This is a genomic window from Kitasatospora sp. CB01950, from assembly GCF_001905465.1.
Taxonomy (GTDB): Bacteria; Actinomycetota; Actinomycetes; order Streptomycetales; family Streptomycetaceae; genus Kitasatospora.
This window is the reverse complement of sequence record NZ_LISX01000002.1, coordinates 754,894-770,990: the sequence shown is the minus strand read 5'-3', so window position 1 is coordinate 770,990 and position 16,097 is coordinate 754,894. Positions and strand designations below refer to the sequence as shown.

General features: G+C 74.5%; 18 protein-coding genes and 1 pseudogene. 11 read left to right on the top strand and 8 right to left on the bottom strand.

Annotated elements, in window-relative coordinates; translation table 11 throughout:
* Positions 1 to 38 precede the first annotated feature (38 nt).
* The 3 genes from AMK19_RS08275 to AMK19_RS08265 all read left to right on the top strand — a co-directional run bounded on the left by AMK19_RS08275 (position 39) and on the right by AMK19_RS08265 (position 2,648).
* The gene (locus AMK19_RS08275) at positions 39 to 533 is read left to right on the top strand and encodes a hypothetical protein (protein WP_073809335.1); all 495 of its coding nucleotides are present in this window, start codon (positions 39 to 41) and stop codon (positions 531 to 533) included.
* Between the two features lie 190 nt (positions 534 to 723).
* The gene (locus AMK19_RS08270) at positions 724 to 1,992 is read left to right on the top strand and encodes a sensor histidine kinase (RefSeq protein ID WP_073809333.1); all 1,269 of its coding nucleotides are present in this window, start codon (positions 724 to 726) and stop codon (positions 1,990 to 1,992) included.
* Positions 1,977 to 2,648 carry a response regulator transcription factor gene (locus AMK19_RS08265; protein WP_073809330.1) on the top strand — a complete coding sequence of 224 codons (672 nt, stop codon included), beginning with the start codon at positions 1,977 to 1,979 and terminating at the stop codon, positions 2,646 to 2,648. The genes AMK19_RS08270 and AMK19_RS08265 overlap by 16 nt, the downstream gene beginning before the upstream one ends.
* Before the next feature lie 20 nt (positions 2,649 to 2,668).
* Here the strand turns inward: AMK19_RS08265 and AMK19_RS08260 are convergent, their stop codons facing one another.
* Positions 2,669 to 3,844, bottom strand: coding sequence for a glycosyltransferase family 4 protein (locus AMK19_RS08260; protein WP_073809329.1), 1,176 nt, complete (start codon positions 3,842 to 3,844; stop codon positions 2,669 to 2,671).
* A gap of 123 nt (positions 3,845 to 3,967) precedes the next feature.
* Positions 3,968 to 5,197: a glycosyltransferase 87 family protein gene (locus AMK19_RS08255; protein WP_241844294.1), complete on the bottom strand. Its 1,230-nt coding sequence runs from the start codon at positions 5,195 to 5,197 to the stop codon at positions 3,968 to 3,970.
* Between the two features lie 151 nt (positions 5,198 to 5,348).
* Here AMK19_RS08255 and AMK19_RS08250 point away from each other — a divergent pair, with 151 nt between their 5' ends.
* The 3 genes from AMK19_RS08250 to cutA all read left to right on the top strand — a co-directional run bounded on the left by AMK19_RS08250 (position 5,349) and on the right by cutA (position 7,902).
* Positions 5,349 to 6,218: a helix-turn-helix domain-containing protein gene (locus AMK19_RS08250; protein WP_073809326.1), complete on the top strand. Its 870-nt coding sequence runs from the start codon at positions 5,349 to 5,351 to the stop codon at positions 6,216 to 6,218.
* Between the two features lie 208 nt (positions 6,219 to 6,426).
* The gene (locus AMK19_RS08245; RefSeq protein ID WP_073809324.1) at positions 6,427 to 7,284 is read left to right on the top strand and encodes a dioxygenase family protein; all 858 of its coding nucleotides are present in this window, start codon (positions 6,427 to 6,429) and stop codon (positions 7,282 to 7,284) included.
* Between the two features lie 291 nt (positions 7,285 to 7,575).
* On the top strand, positions 7,576 to 7,902 hold the full coding sequence (cutA, locus tag AMK19_RS08240) for a divalent-cation tolerance protein CutA (protein WP_073809323.1): 327 nt from the start codon (positions 7,576 to 7,578) through the stop codon (positions 7,900 to 7,902).
* Between the two features lie 112 nt (positions 7,903 to 8,014).
* Here cutA and AMK19_RS08235 read toward each other — a convergent pair whose 3' ends face one another.
* Positions 8,015 to 8,665, bottom strand: coding sequence for a DinB family protein (locus AMK19_RS08235; RefSeq protein WP_073809694.1), 651 nt, complete (start codon positions 8,663 to 8,665; stop codon positions 8,015 to 8,017).
* A gap of 239 nt (positions 8,666 to 8,904) precedes the next feature.
* Between AMK19_RS08235 and lepB the strand changes: the two genes are divergently transcribed.
* Positions 8,905 to 9,582 carry a signal peptidase I gene (lepB, locus tag AMK19_RS08230; protein WP_073809322.1) on the top strand — a complete coding sequence of 226 codons (678 nt, stop codon included), beginning with the start codon at positions 8,905 to 8,907 and terminating at the stop codon, positions 9,580 to 9,582.
* 10 nt (positions 9,583 to 9,592) lie between these two features.
* Positions 9,593 to 9,997, top strand: coding sequence for a DUF3224 domain-containing protein (locus AMK19_RS08225; protein WP_073809319.1), 405 nt, complete (start codon positions 9,593 to 9,595; stop codon positions 9,995 to 9,997).
* Positions 9,998 to 10,029: 32 nt separating this feature from the next.
* On the opposite strand, the gene AMK19_RS35890 is transcribed toward AMK19_RS08225, so the two are convergent.
* The 3 genes from AMK19_RS35890 to AMK19_RS08215 form a co-directional block, all read right to left on the bottom strand.
* Positions 10,030 to 10,194, bottom strand: coding sequence for a hypothetical protein (locus tag AMK19_RS35890; RefSeq protein ID WP_158071878.1), 165 nt, complete (start codon positions 10,192 to 10,194; stop codon positions 10,030 to 10,032).
* A 4-nt stretch (positions 10,195 to 10,198) separates the two neighbouring features.
* Complete coding sequence (locus AMK19_RS08220) at positions 10,199 to 11,422, bottom strand: aminotransferase class V-fold PLP-dependent enzyme (RefSeq protein ID WP_073809317.1); 1,224 nt, start codon at positions 11,420 to 11,422, stop codon at positions 10,199 to 10,201.
* 495 nt (positions 11,423 to 11,917) lie between these two features.
* Positions 11,918 to 12,433 carry a GNAT family N-acetyltransferase gene (locus tag AMK19_RS08215; RefSeq protein ID WP_073809314.1) on the bottom strand — a complete coding sequence of 172 codons (516 nt, stop codon included), beginning with the start codon at positions 12,431 to 12,433 and terminating at the stop codon, positions 11,918 to 11,920.
* 77 nt (positions 12,434 to 12,510) lie between these two features.
* Here AMK19_RS08215 and AMK19_RS08210 point away from each other — a divergent pair, with 77 nt between their 5' ends.
* Positions 12,511 to 13,242: a dienelactone hydrolase family protein gene (locus AMK19_RS08210; RefSeq protein WP_073809311.1), complete on the top strand. Its 732-nt coding sequence runs from the start codon at positions 12,511 to 12,513 to the stop codon at positions 13,240 to 13,242.
* Between the two features lie 8 nt (positions 13,243 to 13,250).
* On the opposite strand, the gene AMK19_RS36440 is transcribed toward AMK19_RS08210, so the two are convergent.
* Both AMK19_RS36440 and AMK19_RS08205 read right to left on the bottom strand, forming a co-directional pair.
* Positions 13,251 to 13,418, bottom strand: coding sequence for a hypothetical protein (locus tag AMK19_RS36440; RefSeq protein WP_198953243.1), 168 nt, complete (start codon positions 13,416 to 13,418; stop codon positions 13,251 to 13,253).
* Between the two features lie 52 nt (positions 13,419 to 13,470).
* Positions 13,471 to 14,496 carry a C40 family peptidase gene (locus AMK19_RS08205; RefSeq protein ID WP_073809309.1) on the bottom strand — a complete coding sequence of 342 codons (1,026 nt, stop codon included), beginning with the start codon at positions 14,494 to 14,496 and terminating at the stop codon, positions 13,471 to 13,473.
* Positions 14,497 to 14,640: 144 nt separating this feature from the next.
* On the opposite strand from AMK19_RS08205, the pseudogene AMK19_RS08200 reads away from it, so the two are divergent.
* Positions 14,641 to 14,994 (top strand): annotated as a pseudogene (locus AMK19_RS08200) (BlaI/MecI/CopY family transcriptional regulator); the annotation flags it as partial.
* 143 nt (positions 14,995 to 15,137) lie between these two features.
* Positions 15,138 to 16,040 (top strand): M56 family metallopeptidase, encoded by a 903-nt coding sequence (locus AMK19_RS08195; protein WP_073809306.1) that lies wholly within the window; start codon positions 15,138 to 15,140, stop codon positions 16,038 to 16,040.
* The last annotated feature ends 57 nt before the right edge of the window (positions 16,041 to 16,097 follow it).

The following is a 16,097-nucleotide window of genomic DNA, read 5'->3' as shown; positions in this document are numbered from 1 at the left end:
GCCCCCGCTTCACTCATGATCAGACGTTTGGGGGGACAATGGCCGGGACCGTCGTGGTGCGCGCGGAGCAGTCGGGGATCGGACGGGCGGGGACGTTCACGGTTCTGGTGGACGGGGAGCCGGTCGGCCGGGTGCGACAGGGCGATGTCGCCCGGTTCCCGGCCGCGGCCGGCACCCGCGAGGTGCGGGTCACCTCCAAGGACCGCACCAGATCCAACGCCCTGACGGTGCAGGTGGGTGAGGACAGCGACACCTCGATCACCGCCCGCAGCACCGGACTCGGCTACACGCTATTCCTCCCGGTCGTCGCCGGGTTCACCGTGCCCCCGATCTACGCGGTGACGACCGTCTTCCTGCTCGGCGCGGTCTTCTACCTGGTCCCCGGCCTGATGTTCCGCCTGCGGGCCGACCCGGAACCCCTCGCCGCGCTCCCCGCCCCGGCCGGCGCGGGAGAGGAGAGCGGCGGCACCGGCCTGTGGTGGGAGTCGGATCCGGCGCTCGCCAAGCGCTTCCGCAAGGACGCCGACGCCTGACGCCCAGGGCTGCGGGGTCCTGACGCCCAGGGCTGCGGGGTCCTGACGCCCAGGGCTGCGGGGCCTGACACCCCGGGCCTCCGATCCGCAGGGCCCGGTGACCACCAGGGCGACGTGGGTGACGTGGGCGAACTCCCGTGCCTCCCGGCCGGTTAGAGTCGGGCGGGAACGGCAACGGGGAGGCGCGCGGATGGACGTCGCGGTGTGGGCGGCGGTGCGGCGGCGGCCCGTGCGGTTCCTGGTGTCCGGGTGGCCGTGGCGGGTCTGGGCGTTGCTGCTGAGCGGCGCGGTGCAGGGCGTGCTGGCTCTGCTGATGCTGGTCGTCGGGCTGGTGCTGGGCGTCGCGCTGTCCGTGCTCGGCGTCGGGCTGGTGGTTCTGGCCGGGACGGCTGTGGTCGGAGTGCCGGTGGGGGTGGTGGAGCGGTGGCGGCTGCGGCTGGTGGAGCCGGTGCGGCTCGCCGACCCGCACCGGACGGTGGCGCGGCAGTGGCTTCGGACGCGGCTGCGGGAACGGGCGACCTGGCGTGAACTCGGTTACGTGGCCGTGCAGTCCACCGTCTTCGCTGCCGTCGGGCTGGCGTTCGCCGCGCTGCTCGGGTGCTCCCTGCTCCTGCTGGCCGCACCGGTGTTCATCTGGGCGGTGCAGCCGGACACCGTGATGCTGATCCCCGGACGGCCGGTGTCCGGCCCGCTCGACGGGCTGGCGGCGAGTGCCCTCGGCCTGCTCGGGCTGGTGGTCGCCGGGTACAGCGGGGCGCTGGTGGCCGGTGCGCAAGTCCGCCTCGCCAGGCTGCTGTTGACCGTCCGGGACGAGGACCTCGGCGCGCAGGTGGTCGAACTCACCCGCTCCCGGGCCCGGTTGGCGGACGCGTTCGAGGCCGAGCGGCGGCGGATCGAGCGCGACCTGCACGACGGCGCACAGCAGCAACTCGTCGCGCTGGGCATGACGTTGGGCCTCGCCGAACTCGAACTGCGCGGCCAGGACGGCCCCGCCGCCGAGCTGGTCGCCCGCGCGCGCGGCGAGGCCCGGCTCGCGCTCGACCAGCTGCGCACGCTGGTGCGCGGCATCCACCCGCAGGTCCTCACCGACCACGGACTCCCCGCCGCCGTCGCCGAGTTGGCGCTGCGGCACCCCGTGCCGGTGCTGGTCGAGCTGGACCTGCCGCGACGGCTGCCCGGGCCGGTCGAGAGCGCCGCGTACTTCACCGTCACCGAGGCGCTCACCAACGCCGCCAAGCACAGTGACGCCGACGAGATCGCCGTTCACGGCCTGCTGGACGGTGACACACTGGTGCTGTCCGTCACCGACAACGGTCGCGGCGGCGCCGACCCCGCCACCGGCGCGGGCCTCCAGGGCCTCGCCGATCGGGTCGCCATCCTGAGAGGACGCCTGACCGTGACCAGCCCCACCGGCGGGCCGACCCGCCTGCGCCTGGAGGTGCCGTGCTCCGGATCGTGATCGCCGAGGACGCCGTGCTGCTCCGGGCCGGCCTCGCCGAACTCCTCACCCGGCTCGGCCACCGCGTCATCGCCTCCGTCGGCGACGCCGAGCAACTGATCCGGGCCGTCGACGAGGACCGCCCCGACGTGGTCGTCACCGACGTCCGGATGCCCCCCGAACACCGCGACGAGGGCCTGCGCGCCGCGCTCCACCTGCGCGAACGCCACCCCGGCCTGCCCGTCCTGGTCCTCTCCCAGTACGTCGCCACCGCCTACGCGACCCGCCTGCTCGGCGCGTCCACCGCCGACCGCGGCGGCCTCGGCTACCTGCTCAAGGACCGCGTCATGGACGTCGCCGACTTCACCGACGCCCTCGAACGCGTCGCCGCCGGGCAGACCGTCATCGACCCCGAAGTCGTCCGCATCCTGCTCGCCCACCGCACCGCCGACGACCCGCTGCGCCGCCTCACCCCCCGCGAACACGAAGTCCTCGCCCTGATGGCCGAAGGCTTCAACAACCAGACCATCGCCCACCGCCTCACCGTCACCGAAGCCTCCGTCGTCAAACACGCCGGCAACATCTTCATGAAGCTCAACCTCGACCCCACCGAGGGCAACCGCCGCGTCCTCGCCGTCCTCGCCTACCGCGACCACGCCACCGCCGACCCGTCCTGAGGAGCACGGCGGTCTCGCGACTACTTCACGCCGGGGCGGTCCGGCCGAGGTTCCTGCGGGGCCGGGTACGACGTCCCGGCGAGGAGGGCGTTGAGGTGGGCGGCGGAGGCGTCCCAGGTCCACTCCTGGTGGACCCAGTGGCGGCCGGTGCGGCCGAACTCCCGGGCGTGGGGCGGGTCTTCGAGGTAGGAGGAGACGGCGTCGGCGACCGCGGCGGGGTCGCGGCCGTCGACCACGGCTCCGGTGCGGTGGGGGAGGACGGCGTCCGGGGCGCCGCCTGATCGGCCTGCCACCACGGGGAGTTCGGTGGCGGAGGCTTCGAGGTAGACGATGCCGAGGCCCTCTGCCTCCAGGCCCGCGCGGCGGGTGCGGCAGGGCATGGCGAAGACGTCGGCCGCCGCGTAGAAGGGGGCGGTGGCGGCGTGGTCGTGGCCGCCCGCGAAGACGACCGCGCCCGGGGCGTGGCGTGCGGCCAGCCCGCGCAGGCGGGTCTCGTCGGGGCCCCGGCCGACCAGCAGCAGGGTGGCGCCCGGGACGCGGCGACGGATCGCCGGGAGGGCGCGGATCAGCATGTCCTGGCCCTTGCGCGGCACCAGGCGGGCCACGCAGAGGATCAACGGCGCGTTCCCCAGGCCGAATTGCTCCCGAACGGCCCGGCGCGCGGTCGCCGAGGGGCGGAACAGCGACGGGTCGACGCCCGGGACCAGCCGGGACAGCGTGGCCCCCGGCCCGAGCGCGGGGCCGATCCGCCGCCGGGTGTACTCGCCGAGGTAGGTGACCACGTCGCAGTGGGCGCCGATCCGTCGGAGCACGCTCCGGGCGCCGGGCGTCCGGGCCCACCAGATCTCGTGCCCGTGCGTGGTGGCGACCAGCCGATCCACGCCCCCGTCGCGCCGCAGGGCCGGTGCCATCGCCGCGAGCGGCGCGGCCGCCCCGAACCACACCCGGTCGCAGCCGTGCGCCCGGGCGAGTTCGACCGCCCGCCGGGTCACCCTGCGGGTGGGCAGCAGGAGCCGCGACGGGTCGCGGACCACCGGGAACGGCAGCGTCGCGTCGAACGCGGCCGCCTCCGGTTCGGCGGAGGTGTAGACGACCACGTCATGGTCCGGGACCCGGACGGCCATCGCGTGGACGAAGGTCTCGATGCCGCCCTGCCGGGGTGGGAAGTCGTTGGTGACGATGAGGGTGGTGGCCATGGTGCGCCTCGCAGTTCGGGTGATGGTCAGGGGGGGTGGCCGCGTCGGCGGCCAGGCGGGTGAGGGCGGCCAGGGGCGCGGGCAGGAACACCGGGGTCGGCCCGAACGTGAGACGGCGGACGGTCAGGAGGCCAGCGCGGCGGCGGGTCGGGGTGCCGTGGGGGAGGGGTGGCCGGTGGCAGCCGGTGGTCGCGTCCGGTCGGCGAGCAGGCGGGTGAAGACGGCCAGGAACGCGGGCAGCGCCAGGTAGCCGAAGCGGCCGGCCGGTGCGAGCAGGAACGCCAGGGCCAGCCCGACCGCGAGGCGGTCGGCCGCCGCGACCGCGTCCAGGGGCGGGCGTCGGACCAGCGACACCGCGACCGCGGCCCCGCCGAACAGCAGCAGGGCGAGGGCCAACCACCAGCCGCCGGGGACGAGTTGGGTGAGCAGGCGGCCCGGGAGCGGGCTCGCCGCAGGCGTCCGCCACTCGCCGAGGCCGAGCGGGAACGCGAACACCTGACGCAGCATCGGCCCGGGCGCCAGCACCAGCCAGGGGGCGATCAGTGCGGTCGCCACCGTCACCGCGACCCCGGCGCACCGCCACGCCGCCCGCCGACCGGCCACCGCCGCCAGCAACGCCACCGCCACCGGAACGGCCGGCCACGCCGTCCACTTGATGGCACACGCCACCGCCAGCGCCAGCCCGGCCCCGCCCGCCTGCCGCCGCGAGGCGAGCGCGAGCGCCAGACACAGCAGCCCGGTCATCGGCAGATCGACCCCGCTCACCGCCAACGGCAACGCCACCACCGGCGAGGCCACCAGCGCCAGGGCGCACGACGCCTGCGACCGAGTGCGGTGCGGTGCGGAGCGTCCGCCCCGGCGCAGCACCCGCCAGGTGCCGCCCGCCGTCGCCAGGAACGTCGCCGCGCACCACAGTCGGGGGTCGCCCAGGGCGGCGTGCGGGCCGAGCAGGGCGCGGGGCAGTCCGAAGGCGGCCATGGCCGGGAGGTAGGGGGTGAGCTCCAGGACGGAGGCGGGGGCGGCGAGGTACGGGGAGCCGTGGGCCAGCAGCGCGGTGCCGGCGCGGCCGATGACGGTGACCTCGCTCTGGCCCTCGCCGGTCAGGACGGCGTGGGCGAGCGGGAGCAGCCCGGACGCGACCAGCGCGACGAGGGCGGAGGGCAGCCGGCCGTTGCGGTGCCACGAGAGAGCCGCGGCGAGCAGGTAGCCGAACGCGGCGACGACGCCCCAGTCGCGGTGCGGCCCGAGCGGCGAGAGCAGCGGAAACGCCGCCGCCCAGCCGGCGCAGAGCAGCCAGCCGGCGGGCCACAACCAGCGCTGGCGGGAGAGGAGCTGAAGGGGAGTGGTGGACACCCGTCCATTCCAGTCGGCGGGGAGGCCGACGTCAGCGGGCCCAGGTCGAGACCTGGTGGTCGACTTTTCCCTACCCCGGGCCGGGTGCCACCACCCACCCTTGGTCTGGACCACTGGACGGTGGGCGGGGAGTCCGCGCACACTGGCGCGCATGACGCTCCGACCGCCCGCCGGCCTGGAACTGCACGACCTGGACGTCCCGGACCCGGGGTTGCTGCCGTTCGCCGCCGGCAGCTTCGACTCCATCGGGCCACTGTCCCGGGCGGACTTCCCGCATCGGCACTCGTTCTACGAAATGATCTACGTGACCAAGGGGAGCGGGACGCACGTCGTCGACCTCGCGGAGTACCGGATCGAACCGCCGGCGCTGTACGTGGTGCTGCCCGGGCAGGTGCACCACTGGGCGCGGGCGCGCCAACTCGACGGCTGGGTACTGCTGTTCAACGAGGACTTCCTGCACCGCCACCCGGAGGACCTCGCCCTGCTGCGCGCCCTGGCCGGCACCGCGGTGTCCCGGCCGTCGCGCCAGGGGCACGGCGAACTCTCCCGGCTGCTCACGGAGTTGACCGCCGAGTACCAGGCCGGCCTGGACGGCGGGCTGGGCGTGCTGCAGGCGCTGCTGCACGTGCTGCTGGTGCGGGCGCTGCGGGCGGCCCGGCAGGGCGAGGGCGGGGAGGCGGCGGCCGCGCCGCGTCCGGCGGTGCATCCGCTGGTGGACCGGTTCGCCCGACTGATCGCCGAGGCCGACCGCGCCGACCGCTCGGTGCTCGCGCTGGCCCGCGAACTCGGCGTCTCCGCAGGCTACTTGCACGAGGTGGTGAAGGAGGCCACCGGCCGCACCCCGGCCCGGCTGATCCGCGAGCAGCAGACCCTGGAGGCCAAACGCCTGCTCGCCACCACGGATATGACGATCCGTCAGGTAGCCGTGGCGGCCGGATTCTCCGATCCGGCGTACTTCTGCCGCTTCTTTCGCCGCGAAGTCGGCCGCACCCCGGGGCAGTTCCGTGAGCGCGTGGGATGAAGGGGCGGAGCGTCAACGGCGGGTAAAGCTCGGCTGAGGAATGCACCACGTCCGGCGGCCCCCGTCCATCGACGGCCCGCCCGGCAGGGCCTAGCGTCTGAGGAACCCCACAGCGCGCCGCACGGGGGCACCCGACCTCTCCAGGTGTCATGTCCCAACCACGGGATCCGGGCGTGCGGCGTCCGACGAAGCAGCCGAACGGAGAGCCATGTCCACCCCCCACAACCCCCTGGGCGACCGGCAGATCAGCCGGAAGAGTCTGCTCAAGGCCGCAGCCCTGGCCGGCGCCGTCCCGGTGCTGATCGGCGGCGGCACCGCCCTGGCCCGCGACACCGCCGCGGCCGGCGGCACGTCCGTCCCGCTCACGCCGGACTGCCACGACGGCGACGCGCCCACCGACGCGCAGATCGAAGGCCCCTACTTCAAGCCCGGCTCCCCGCTGCGCACCAACCTGGTCACCCCGGGCACCCAGGGCACCCCGCTGACCGTCAGCGGCTACGTGTTCGGCCGCAACTGCGCCCCCATCTCCGGTGCGCTGCTGGACTTCTGGCAGGCCGACACCAACGGCAACTACGACAACAGCGGCTACACCTTCCGCGGCCACCAGTTCAGCGACGCCAACGGCGCGTACACGCTGACCACGATCATCCCGGGCCTCTACCCGGGCCGCACCCGGCACATCCACGTCAAGGTGCAGGCCCCCGGGCAGTCGATCCTGACCACGCAGCTGTACTTCCCGAACGAGCCGCGCAACGCCACCGACTCCATCTTCGACCCGAAGCTGGTGATGACGGTCCGCCAGGTCGGCAACGGCAGCCAGGCGAGCTTCGACTTCGTGCTCAACGTCAACGGCACGCCGAAGCCGAGCAGCAGCCCGACCGGCAACTCGCCCAGCCCGAGCCCGAGTTCCTCCCCGGGCGGCACCACCACCTGGCAGGTCGGCACCAGCTACAAGGCCGGCGACCAGGTCACCTACAACGGCGTCACCTACGTCTGCATCCAGGCGCACACCGCCTTCGCCGGCTGGGAGCCCCCGAACGTTCCCGCCCTCTGGTCCCGCCGCTGACCGCGCCCACCCCCACGCGGCGCGGTCAGCGGCGCCACTCGCCCGACGGCGGGCTCCGGCCCGCCGGACGGTGACGAGCCATCCGAAGCGGCGGCACGGCCCCACACCCGGGAGGGGAAAACCGGGGGTGCGGCCGTCAACCGTCAAGCGCCGTGGCGGCCCGAGCGCGGGGTGCCCGGGCCGCCACGGCGCACCACCGCCGGGACACCGGGCGACACCGCCCGGGACTCTCGGCGCTTCCCACCCGAAGCAACCCAGTGCCTCCCTCCTCGACCCCCGTAGGCTCGGCCCATGACCGAGCCCCAGCACCTGGTGGTCACCACCACCCACGACGACGAGGACGCCGCTCGCGCCCTCGCCGCCACCCTGGTCTCCGAGCGCCTCGCCGCCTGCGCCCAGGTCCACGCCGTCCGCTCCGTGTACTGGTGGGACGGCGAGGTCCAGGACACCGCCGAATGGCGCGTCGACCTCAAGACCAGAGCCTCCCTCGCGGAACAACTCGCCGACCGGATCGTCGAGTTGCACCCGTACGACACCCCGGAGGTGATCGCGGTGCCGATCACCGCCGGGGCGTCCGGCTACCTGGCCTGGCTGAGCGCGGAGACCGCGGCCCGATAACCCGCTCGCGGCCTGCACTTCCGCGACCCCCGTACCGGGTGCGTCGGATCGAGGCGCGTTCCAACCTTCGCCGTTTTCTCGGTGCACCGCGGCTCCCGGTTGGTCCTGGCCGTCAGGGCAGTGGCTCGCTGTGCCAGCGGGCGAAGGTGCGGCGGCCGTGTTCGGGCAGTTCGGCGCGGCCGGTGGCCCAGAGGAGGGTGGGCCACCGCTCGGTGTGGTCGGGGGACTCGGGGAACAGGCGGGTCAGGGCGCGGTCGCACAGGTCGGCGGGCGGGGCCCAGGGCAGGCCGAGGCCGGAGGTCGCGTCGTGGGTGTGCACCAGGGTCTCCACCACGCCCATCGCGGCGAACCCCTCCGGGTCCGACACCCCGTAGGAGTGGAACGCGCGGGCCTGCGGAGCCGCCGTCCGGACGACGGCCGCCAGCAGTCCGCCGCCGGCCTCCAGTGTCTGCAACAGGCCCGCCGGTCCGACGGCGCGGTCGACGAACACCACACTGGCCGGCCCCTCCGGGCGGTCGCGCTGCCAGCGCAGCGGCACATACCCGTCCAACGGGGGCCGGGCGGGCGCGAGTTGGGCCGCGTAGCTGAACAGCGCGTCCGCCGTGTGCTCCAGGGTCTCCCAGCAGTCCCAGGCCAACCCCCCGGCCGGGACTCCCCAGTCGGCGTCCGGCGCCTCCGCCAGCGCCGCGACCGCGAGGCCCACCGCCCGCTCGACATCCGCCGCCGTGACCACCGTCCGACGCCCCCCGTGTTCCTGTGCCATGGGCGCGACCCTAGCCGACGTCCGGGTGCCGGCGACCCGGAGTTCCTCGCCCGCGACGGCCACGCCGCCTACGTCGCACTCCGGTTCAAGGCCTCCGACGACCAGCGGCGGGTGCAGGCTCGGACGGCGGACTGACAGGCCGTCGCCCGTCGCTAGAATCCCGAACGCCCGTGCGAGCAGTGTGGGCGTTCGGCAGGTTCGGTTCGTTCGGTACATTCGGCAAGGCGGCGGTTACGCAGATGCGGCGATGGGGCAAGCTCGGCAAGGCAGCGCTGATCCTGGGGGTCCTGGGCATCGTGCTGGTGGCCGGCGGGATCGGGTACGGGATTCACCTCGGGCCCCGGCGGGTGGTGATCTCCTCCGGATCGATGCGGCCCACCTACCCGGCCGGTACGGCCGTCGTGGTGACCGCCGTCGAGCCCGGGCAGGTCCGGCGCGGGGACGTGGTGATCCTGCACCACCCCGTCGCGCCCGGCGAGCCGGCCATCTCCGTCCTGAAGCGGGTGATCGCCGTCAGTGGCGACCACGTCTCCCAGTGCGGCGACCAGCCCGTGCAGCTGAACGGCGCGCCGCTCGACGAGCCGTACCTGCATGGCGGGGGCGTCAACGGCTACCGCTGCTTCGACACCACCGTTCCCGACGGCGAGATGTTCGTGCTGGGCGACTGGCGTGCGAACTCGATCGACTCCCGGATGTGGGGCCCGATCCCGCTGGCCACGGTGGAGTCCCGCGACCGGCCCGGCACCGCCCGGACCGTGGGGGTGATCGGCGCGGTGGGCCTGCTCGGCCTGCTGCTCGTGGTGGCGGCCGGCGTCCTCGGCCTGGCGGCCCGCCGCCGGCGCCGCCCGGCGGCGACCGAGTACCCGGCCTGGGCGGCCGTCCCCGCCGAGGGCGCGGCTGTCGGTGACAGGCCCTAGCATCGCGCGCATGCGAGCATCAGGAACCTTCACCGTCGCCGAGTTCACCCCTGTCGCCGTCCCGGCGGCCGACATCGAGACCGCCGCCGGGGTCGGCGTCGCCACCATGCGCAAGCAGTTCGAGGGCGAGATCGCGGGCCGCTCCACCACCCTGTTCACCGCCGCCTACGACCAGGCGGCCGGCGTCGGCACCTACCTCGCCATGGAGTCCTTCGCGGGCCGCCTGCACGACGCCGAGGGGACGTTCAACTTCGCGCACTCCGCCACCACGCTGGGCACCGGCCGCGACGGCGAGTACTTCGTCGTCGTCCCCGGCAGCGGCACTGCGGACCTGGCCGGCATCACCGGCACCGGCGGCATCGTGATCGACGAGGACGGCACCCACCGCATCCACCTCGACTACCAACTCCCGTAGCCGCAAGAGCCGGTGACGGCCGGTGGTGGCGGTCACGACGGGCGGGACCAGTTCGCCTCGACCCGTCGTCGTTCCTCCTCCACCAGGCCGCGCACCACGTCCGTGACCGTCCGGTGCGAGATCTCGGCGAAGCCCTGGAGCCACTCCGCCAGCTCCGCCGGCAGCTCCACCTGCACCCGCCGCTCGCCCTTCGGCATCCCGCTACGCCTCCCGCCGCGCCTTCGCCGCCCAGTCGCACACCACGGGGACGCACTCCTCGGCGAAGTACTCGTAGTCCGCGGCCGTGTTGTACACGTGCGTGGACAGTCGGAAGTACCCCGTCCCGCCGAAGCTGGTGAACGCCGCCTCGACGCCGAACTCCGTTGCCAGCCGGTCCCGCAGGGCGTCCGCCTCCAGCCTGGTCCGGCCCAGCCCGGCCGGCAGCCGGACCAGCCGCAGCGCGTTGACCGGCATGCCGACCTCGGCCGCGGCCGGCTCGCCGGTCGCGGCGGTGAACGACTCGCCGATCAACTCCTCGGCGTAGTCCGCGAGTTCGGTCATGTACTGGCGGGCCTCCGGCCAACCCCACTGGTCGGCGACGAAGTCGAGCGCGGTCGGCGCGGCCAGGTAGCTGGTGGCGTCCACCGTGCCCTGGGTGTCGAAACGGGTCGGGAACGGTTCCTCCGCACCCCAGGAGTCGATCAACGGGTAGAGCGTGTGCCGGAGTTCGCCCCGGGCGACGAGCGCGGCGGTGCCGCGCGGCGCGCAGCCGAACTTGTGCAGGTTGCCGACCCAGGCGTCGCAGTCCAGGCCCGCCCGCGGATCCTCCAGCAGGGCCGGGACGTGCGCGGCGTCCACCAGCAGCGGGATGCCGCGCTCGCGGGCGACCGGGCCGATCAGGTCGATCGGGAGGCGGCGCGCGGTGGCGGAGGTGATCTGGTCGAGCACGATCAGCGCCGTCCGGTCGCCGAGTTGCTCGAGGATCGCGGCCGCGGCCTCCTCCGGCCCCGCCGCCAGCGGCACGTGCGCGGTGCGGACCGTGCCGCCCCAGCGCCGGGCCAGCCGGGCCGCGCCCATGGTGACCGCCCCGTACCCGTGGTCGGTGACCAGCACCTCGCCGCCCGGCCGGTGCGGCAGGCTGTTGTACACGGCGCTCGCGCCCGCGCTGGCGTTCGGCACCAGCGCCGTGAACTCGGCCGGGACGCGCAGGAATTCGGCGATCGCGGCCCGTGCCCGGGCGACCCGGCGGGGGAGCTCCGGGAACCACACCACCGGGGCGCGCTCCATCTCCTCCCGCAGATCCTGCTGGGCGCGCTGCGCGGCCAGCGGCACCGCCCCGAACGAGCCGTGGTTGAGATGCCGCATCGACGTGTCCAGCGACCAGCCGGCGGCGGCCGGCCGCCCGTCCTGGAGCAGCAGCGGCTTGGGGGCGACGACGGTTGTCACAGTCCCTCTTCCTTCTCAGGTCCGGCCGCCCGCGCCCTGACCGGGGGCGGCCTGCTGCCCGATCCTGACACAGCCACCCACCGGCCCTCGCGGGCGGGCCCGGTGGCCCGTTCGGGTGGCTTCCCGTTGCGCCGTCCGGATGCCGCCGAGCGGGTGCCGCATCCTGGTCGCACCCCGACCCGCCCCGTCCCACGGGTGGGCCGCCGCACGAGAACGAGGATCCCCGCATGTTCCAGAAGTCCCGCCCGCCGGCCATCCCCGCCCCGCGCCGCCCGCTCGGCACCGCGCGCCCGACCGTCCGCACCCCGCGGCCGCCGCGCACCCGCCGCGAACGCTGACTGCCGCGAACGCGGACCGCCGGACACCCCGGCGACCGGACACCCCACCGACCGGGCACCCCGCCGACTGGACACCCCGCCGACTGGGCGCCCCACTGACCGGCCCGTCCTCGGCCGACCGTCTCCTGCGGCCGGGGACGGGCCACCAATTCGCGTGTCAGGAAGCGGAGTTGATCCGGGCCGGGTCGACGGTCCAGTGATTGGTCCGCAGCACCCGCCCGGCGAACTCCGTGTCGCGCTCCCCGAGCAGCTCGAACCCCAGCGCCCGGCACAGCCCGTTCGACGCCCCGTTGCCCGTCCCCGGGAACGCGTGCACCAGGCCCCAACGCCCGTCCCGGTCGGCCGATTCGAGCACCTCGCGCACCGCCCGCTTGGCCAGCCCGAGGCCCTGGAACTCCGGCAGCACCATCCAGCCGATCTCGGAGATCGGCACCCCGTCCTCCTCGTGCGGCCACAGCGTCACCGTCCCCGCGACGGCCTCCGGCGGGGCGCCGTCCGGCACGATCATCCGGACCCACCAGTCGTCCGCCGCCGTCCGCTCCGCATCGAGCCGGACCTTCTCCGCGATGCCCTCGACCGGCTGCGGCCCGCCCAACTCGGCCATCATCACCGGGTCGCAGCGCATCCGGAGGTACGCCTCTACGTCGCCCGGCCCGACATCCCGCAGTCGCATCCCGATCGCCCCTCTCCTGTCTGCCTGCAGCTAAGAAACGTACCGGTGGGCTCCGACGCTCCGTACAGTCCGGACACATGACGACGGTCACCACCCGCACAGTCCGCTACCCCGCCGACGGCCTCACCATGGTCGGCCACCTCGCGCTGCCCGCCGGCAGCGGCTGGCGGCCCGCCGTGCTGATCGGCCCCGAAGGGCCCGGGATCAGCGAGTTCCAGCGCCGCCGGGCCGAGGCCCTCGCCGAACTCGGCTACGTGGCGCTGCTGTTCGACATCAACGGCGGCGAGTGGTTCACCGACCCGCAGCAGATGCTGGACCGCGCCCTCCCGCTGCTCGCCGACCCCGAGCGGATGCGCGAGATCGGCCGTGCCGCCCTCGACGTCCTGCGCGCCGAACCCCGCACCGACCCCGACCGGATCGCCGCCATCGGCTACGGCACCGGCGGCGCCATCGCCCTCGAACTCGGCCGCTCCGGCGTCCCGTTGCGCGCCATCGCCACCGTCAACGGCCTCGTCACCGGCCGCCCCGGCGAAGCCGCCAACATCCACTGCCCGGTCTGGGCCGGCGTCGGCTCCGAGGACCCGATCATGCCCGCCGAGCGCCGCGAGGAGTTCACCGCCGAGATGCAGTCCGCGGGCGTCGACTGGCGCCTCACCGTCTACGGCGGCGCCGAACACGCCTTCCACCACCCCACCGCGGGCCTCACCACCCTCCCCGGCGTCGCCCACCACCCCCGCCAGGCCGCCCGCGCCTGGCACGAGGTCGTCGCCCTGCTCACCGAGTGCGTCCCCGTCGCCGGGGGCTCATGACCGGGGGCTCATGACCGCTTGAAGAACCGCAGGTAGCACGCCAGGAACACCAGCACGATCCCGACGTTCAGCATCAACCGGGGCCAGAAGTGCCCCCGGAAGAACGCCACATCCAGCCCGACGATCAGCGCCACCATCGCCAGCACGTACAGCACCTGGCCCAGCTGTCTTCCCATGCTTCCTTTGTACTGCGCCCGCCCGGGCGGGTCACCGGGGGAGCGCCGGGGATCAGGGGCGGACGGCGCCCATGTACGGCATGACGTCGATGGGGACGATCTCGATGTTCTTGCCGGTGCGCGGGGCGTGCAGAAGCTTGCCGTTGCCGATGTAGATGCCGACGTGGTGCAGGTCGTTGTAGTAGAAGAGCAGGTCGCCGGGCTGGATGTCGGACTTGGCGATGCGCTTGCCGGCGTTCCACTGGTCCTGGGAGACGCGGGGGAGGCCGACGCCGCCGGCGCGGAAGGCGGCCTGGGTGAGACCGGAGCAGTCGAAGGCGTTCGGGCCGGTGGCGCCCCAGCCGTAGGGCTTGCCGAGCTGGGCGTAGGCGAAGTCGAGGATCGCCTTGACCTGGCCGGTGGCGGGGCCGGTGTAGGACTGGGGTCGGGACGAACTGCGGGACGCGGCCGGGTCGTTGTCGGCGAGGACGCGGGCCCGGTCGGCGGCCTTGAGACCGTTCAGGACGTTGCTCGCCTCGGCCAGCTTGGCCTTGACCTCGGTCTTCTTGGCGGAGAGCGCGGTGCGGGTCTGCTCCAACTCGGCGAGTTTGGCGGAGGTTTCGGTCCGCTGCTGGTCGATGGACTGCTGCAGCCGCAGTGCGCTGCGCAGTGCCTCGGTCTGCTGGCCGCCGGCCAGGTCCTGGAGGCCGGCCTGTCGCAGGTAGTCGTCGGGGGAGGAGCTGAGCATCAGCTGCACGCTCGGGTCGATCCCGCCGCTGCGGTACTGCTCCGCGGCCAACGCGCCCAGGGTGTCCTGGAGTTGCAGGATCTTCCCCTGCTGGTCGGCCAGCCGCTCCTGCAACTTCCCGGCCTGGTCCTGGAGTTGGCGGGCCTGCTCGTCCATCTTGTTGTACTGCTCGGTGGCCGCCTCGGCGTCCTCGTACAGGTTGTCGACCTTCGCCTTGACCTGGTCGAGGTTGCCGGTGGCGGGTTCGGCCCAGGCCGCGGTGGAGGGCAGCAGGACGGCGGCGCCGGCGGCCGCGCCGAGGACGGCGGTCCGGGTGCGTCCGGCAGGGCGGGGGCGGCGGTGCGTTCCCATCGCTGCGTCTCACTTCTCGGTCGGGGCACCCGCCGTCCGGGCGATCACTACGAGACAACTTAGTAGTTCAGTAGAACGACCGGCAAGCCACCCCCCGCCCACTACGATGAGCCGGACGACAACGGAACGAGGAACGGAACGGCAGTGCGCAGACTCGGCGACCTGGAGGCGGAGATCATGGACCGCCTGTGGACCTGGGGCCGCCCCGCCACCGTCCGCGAGATCGTCGACGACCTCAACCGCTCCCGGCCGCTCGCCTACACCACCGTGATGACGGTTGCCGACATCCTGCACCGCAAGGGCATGCTGCGCCGCGAGAAGTCCGGCCGGGCCTGGAGCTACCGGCCCGCCTGCACCCGCGAGGCGTACAGCGCCGCCCTGATGCGCGACGTCCTCGGCGAGAGCCCCAACCCCACCGGCGCCCTCGCCCACCTCGTCGAACAGCTCACCCCCGCCGAACTCGACGCCCTGCGCGCCGCCCTCGACTCCGTCGACCGCGATCAGACCGATCAGACCGAGCCGACCGGCAGCGGCGAGCAGACCGCCGACCGCGAACGGACCGGCAGCGGCGAACAGGCCGGCAGCGGCAAGCGGGCCGGCAGCGGCAAGCGGGCCGGCAACGGTGAGCCGGGGAGCCCGCGGTGACCGCCGCGCTCGCCCTGCTCGGCTACGCGCTGCTGGTCGGCGTCCTCGCCCCGCTGCCGCTGGCCCGGGCGCACTGGACGCACCGCGCGCCCCGGCTGGCCGTCGCGCTCTGGCAGGGGCTCGCGCTGTCCTTCGTGACGGCGCTGGTGCTGGCCGTCCACCACCTCGCAGTGCCGGGTGGACACCTGCACCTCGGGCTGGCCGGGCTGATGCACCTGTGCGGCGTCGACCATCCCGACGGGCAGGCCCTGGACGGCGGTTGGCGACGGCTGGCACCCGTCGCGGCCGCGCTCTGGCCGCTCGGCCGGTACGCCGCCGTCCTCGCCCGCGCGGCCCGGCACCGCCGACGCCACCGGCAGCTGCTCGACCTGGTCGCCACCCGCGACCCGGAGCTCGGCGCGCACGTCCTCGACCACGACACCCCCGCCGCGTACTGTCTGCCCGGCCGCCGCTCCCGGATCGTGCTCACCCGCGGCGCGCTCGACCTGCTGACGCCCCCGCAACTGGCCGCCGTGCTCGCCCACGAACGCGCCCACGTCACCGGCCGCCACCACCTCGCCCGCACCGCCGCGGACGCCTTCGCCGCCGCGTTCCCGTTCCTGCCGCTGGCCCGGCTGGCCGCCCGGGAGACCCCGCTGCTGCTGGAGATGGCCGCCGACGACCGCGCGGTGCGCCGACACCCGCGCACCGCGCTCGCCGCCGCCATGTACCGGGTGGCCGGCGGGCAGGTCCCGCAGGCCGCGTTCGCCGCCGCCGGCACCGCCGCCCTGCTGCGCGTCCGCCGGCTGCTCGCCCCCGCCGCCGCCCCGCACCCCGCGCTGCGCGCCGCCGCCGTCCTCGCCGCGGCCGCCGCCCCCGTCCTGCCGCTGCTCTTCACCTGCGGCCCGGTGCTGCCCTGAACCCGCGCCCGCCCCGCAACGCGCCGCGCCGCCCGCCCCGCAACGCGTCGCACCGCC

Coding starts and splice junctions, on each gene's coding strand:
- AMK19_RS08225 (WP_073809319.1), top strand. CDS start 9,593: ATGCGAGCATCAGGAACCTTCACCGTCGCCGAGTTCACCCCTGTCGCC.
- AMK19_RS08210 (WP_073809311.1), top strand. CDS start 12,511: ATGACGACGGTCACCACCCGCACAGTCCGCTACCCCGCCGACGGCCTC.
- cutA (WP_073809323.1), top strand. CDS start 7,576: ATGACCGAGCCCCAGCACCTGGTGGTCACCACCACCCACGACGACGAG.
- lepB (WP_073809322.1), top strand. CDS start 8,905: ATGCGGCGATGGGGCAAGCTCGGCAAGGCAGCGCTGATCCTGGGGGTC.
- AMK19_RS08215 (WP_073809314.1), bottom strand. CDS start 12,433: ATGCGACTGCGGGATGTCGGGCCGGGCGACGTAGAGGCGTACCTCCGG.
- AMK19_RS08205 (WP_073809309.1), bottom strand. CDS start 14,496: ATGGGAACGCACCGCCGCCCCCGCCCTGCCGGACGCACCCGGACCGCC.
- AMK19_RS08250 (WP_073809326.1), top strand. CDS start 5,349: ATGACGCTCCGACCGCCCGCCGGCCTGGAACTGCACGACCTGGACGTC.
- AMK19_RS08235 (WP_073809694.1), bottom strand. CDS start 8,665: ATGGCACAGGAACACGGGGGGCGTCGGACGGTGGTCACGGCGGCGGAT.
- AMK19_RS08275 (WP_073809335.1), top strand. CDS start 39: ATGGCCGGGACCGTCGTGGTGCGCGCGGAGCAGTCGGGGATCGGACGG.
- AMK19_RS08260 (WP_073809329.1), bottom strand. CDS start 3,844: ATGGCCACCACCCTCATCGTCACCAACGACTTCCCACCCCGGCAGGGC.
- AMK19_RS08245 (WP_073809324.1), top strand. CDS start 6,427: ATGTCCACCCCCCACAACCCCCTGGGCGACCGGCAGATCAGCCGGAAG.
- AMK19_RS08270 (WP_073809333.1), top strand. CDS start 724: ATGGACGTCGCGGTGTGGGCGGCGGTGCGGCGGCGGCCCGTGCGGTTC.
- AMK19_RS35890 (WP_158071878.1), bottom strand. CDS start 10,194: ATGCCGAAGGGCGAGCGGCGGGTGCAGGTGGAGCTGCCGGCGGAGCTG.
- AMK19_RS36440 (WP_198953243.1), bottom strand. CDS start 13,418: ATGGGAAGACAGCTGGGCCAGGTGCTGTACGTGCTGGCGATGGTGGCG.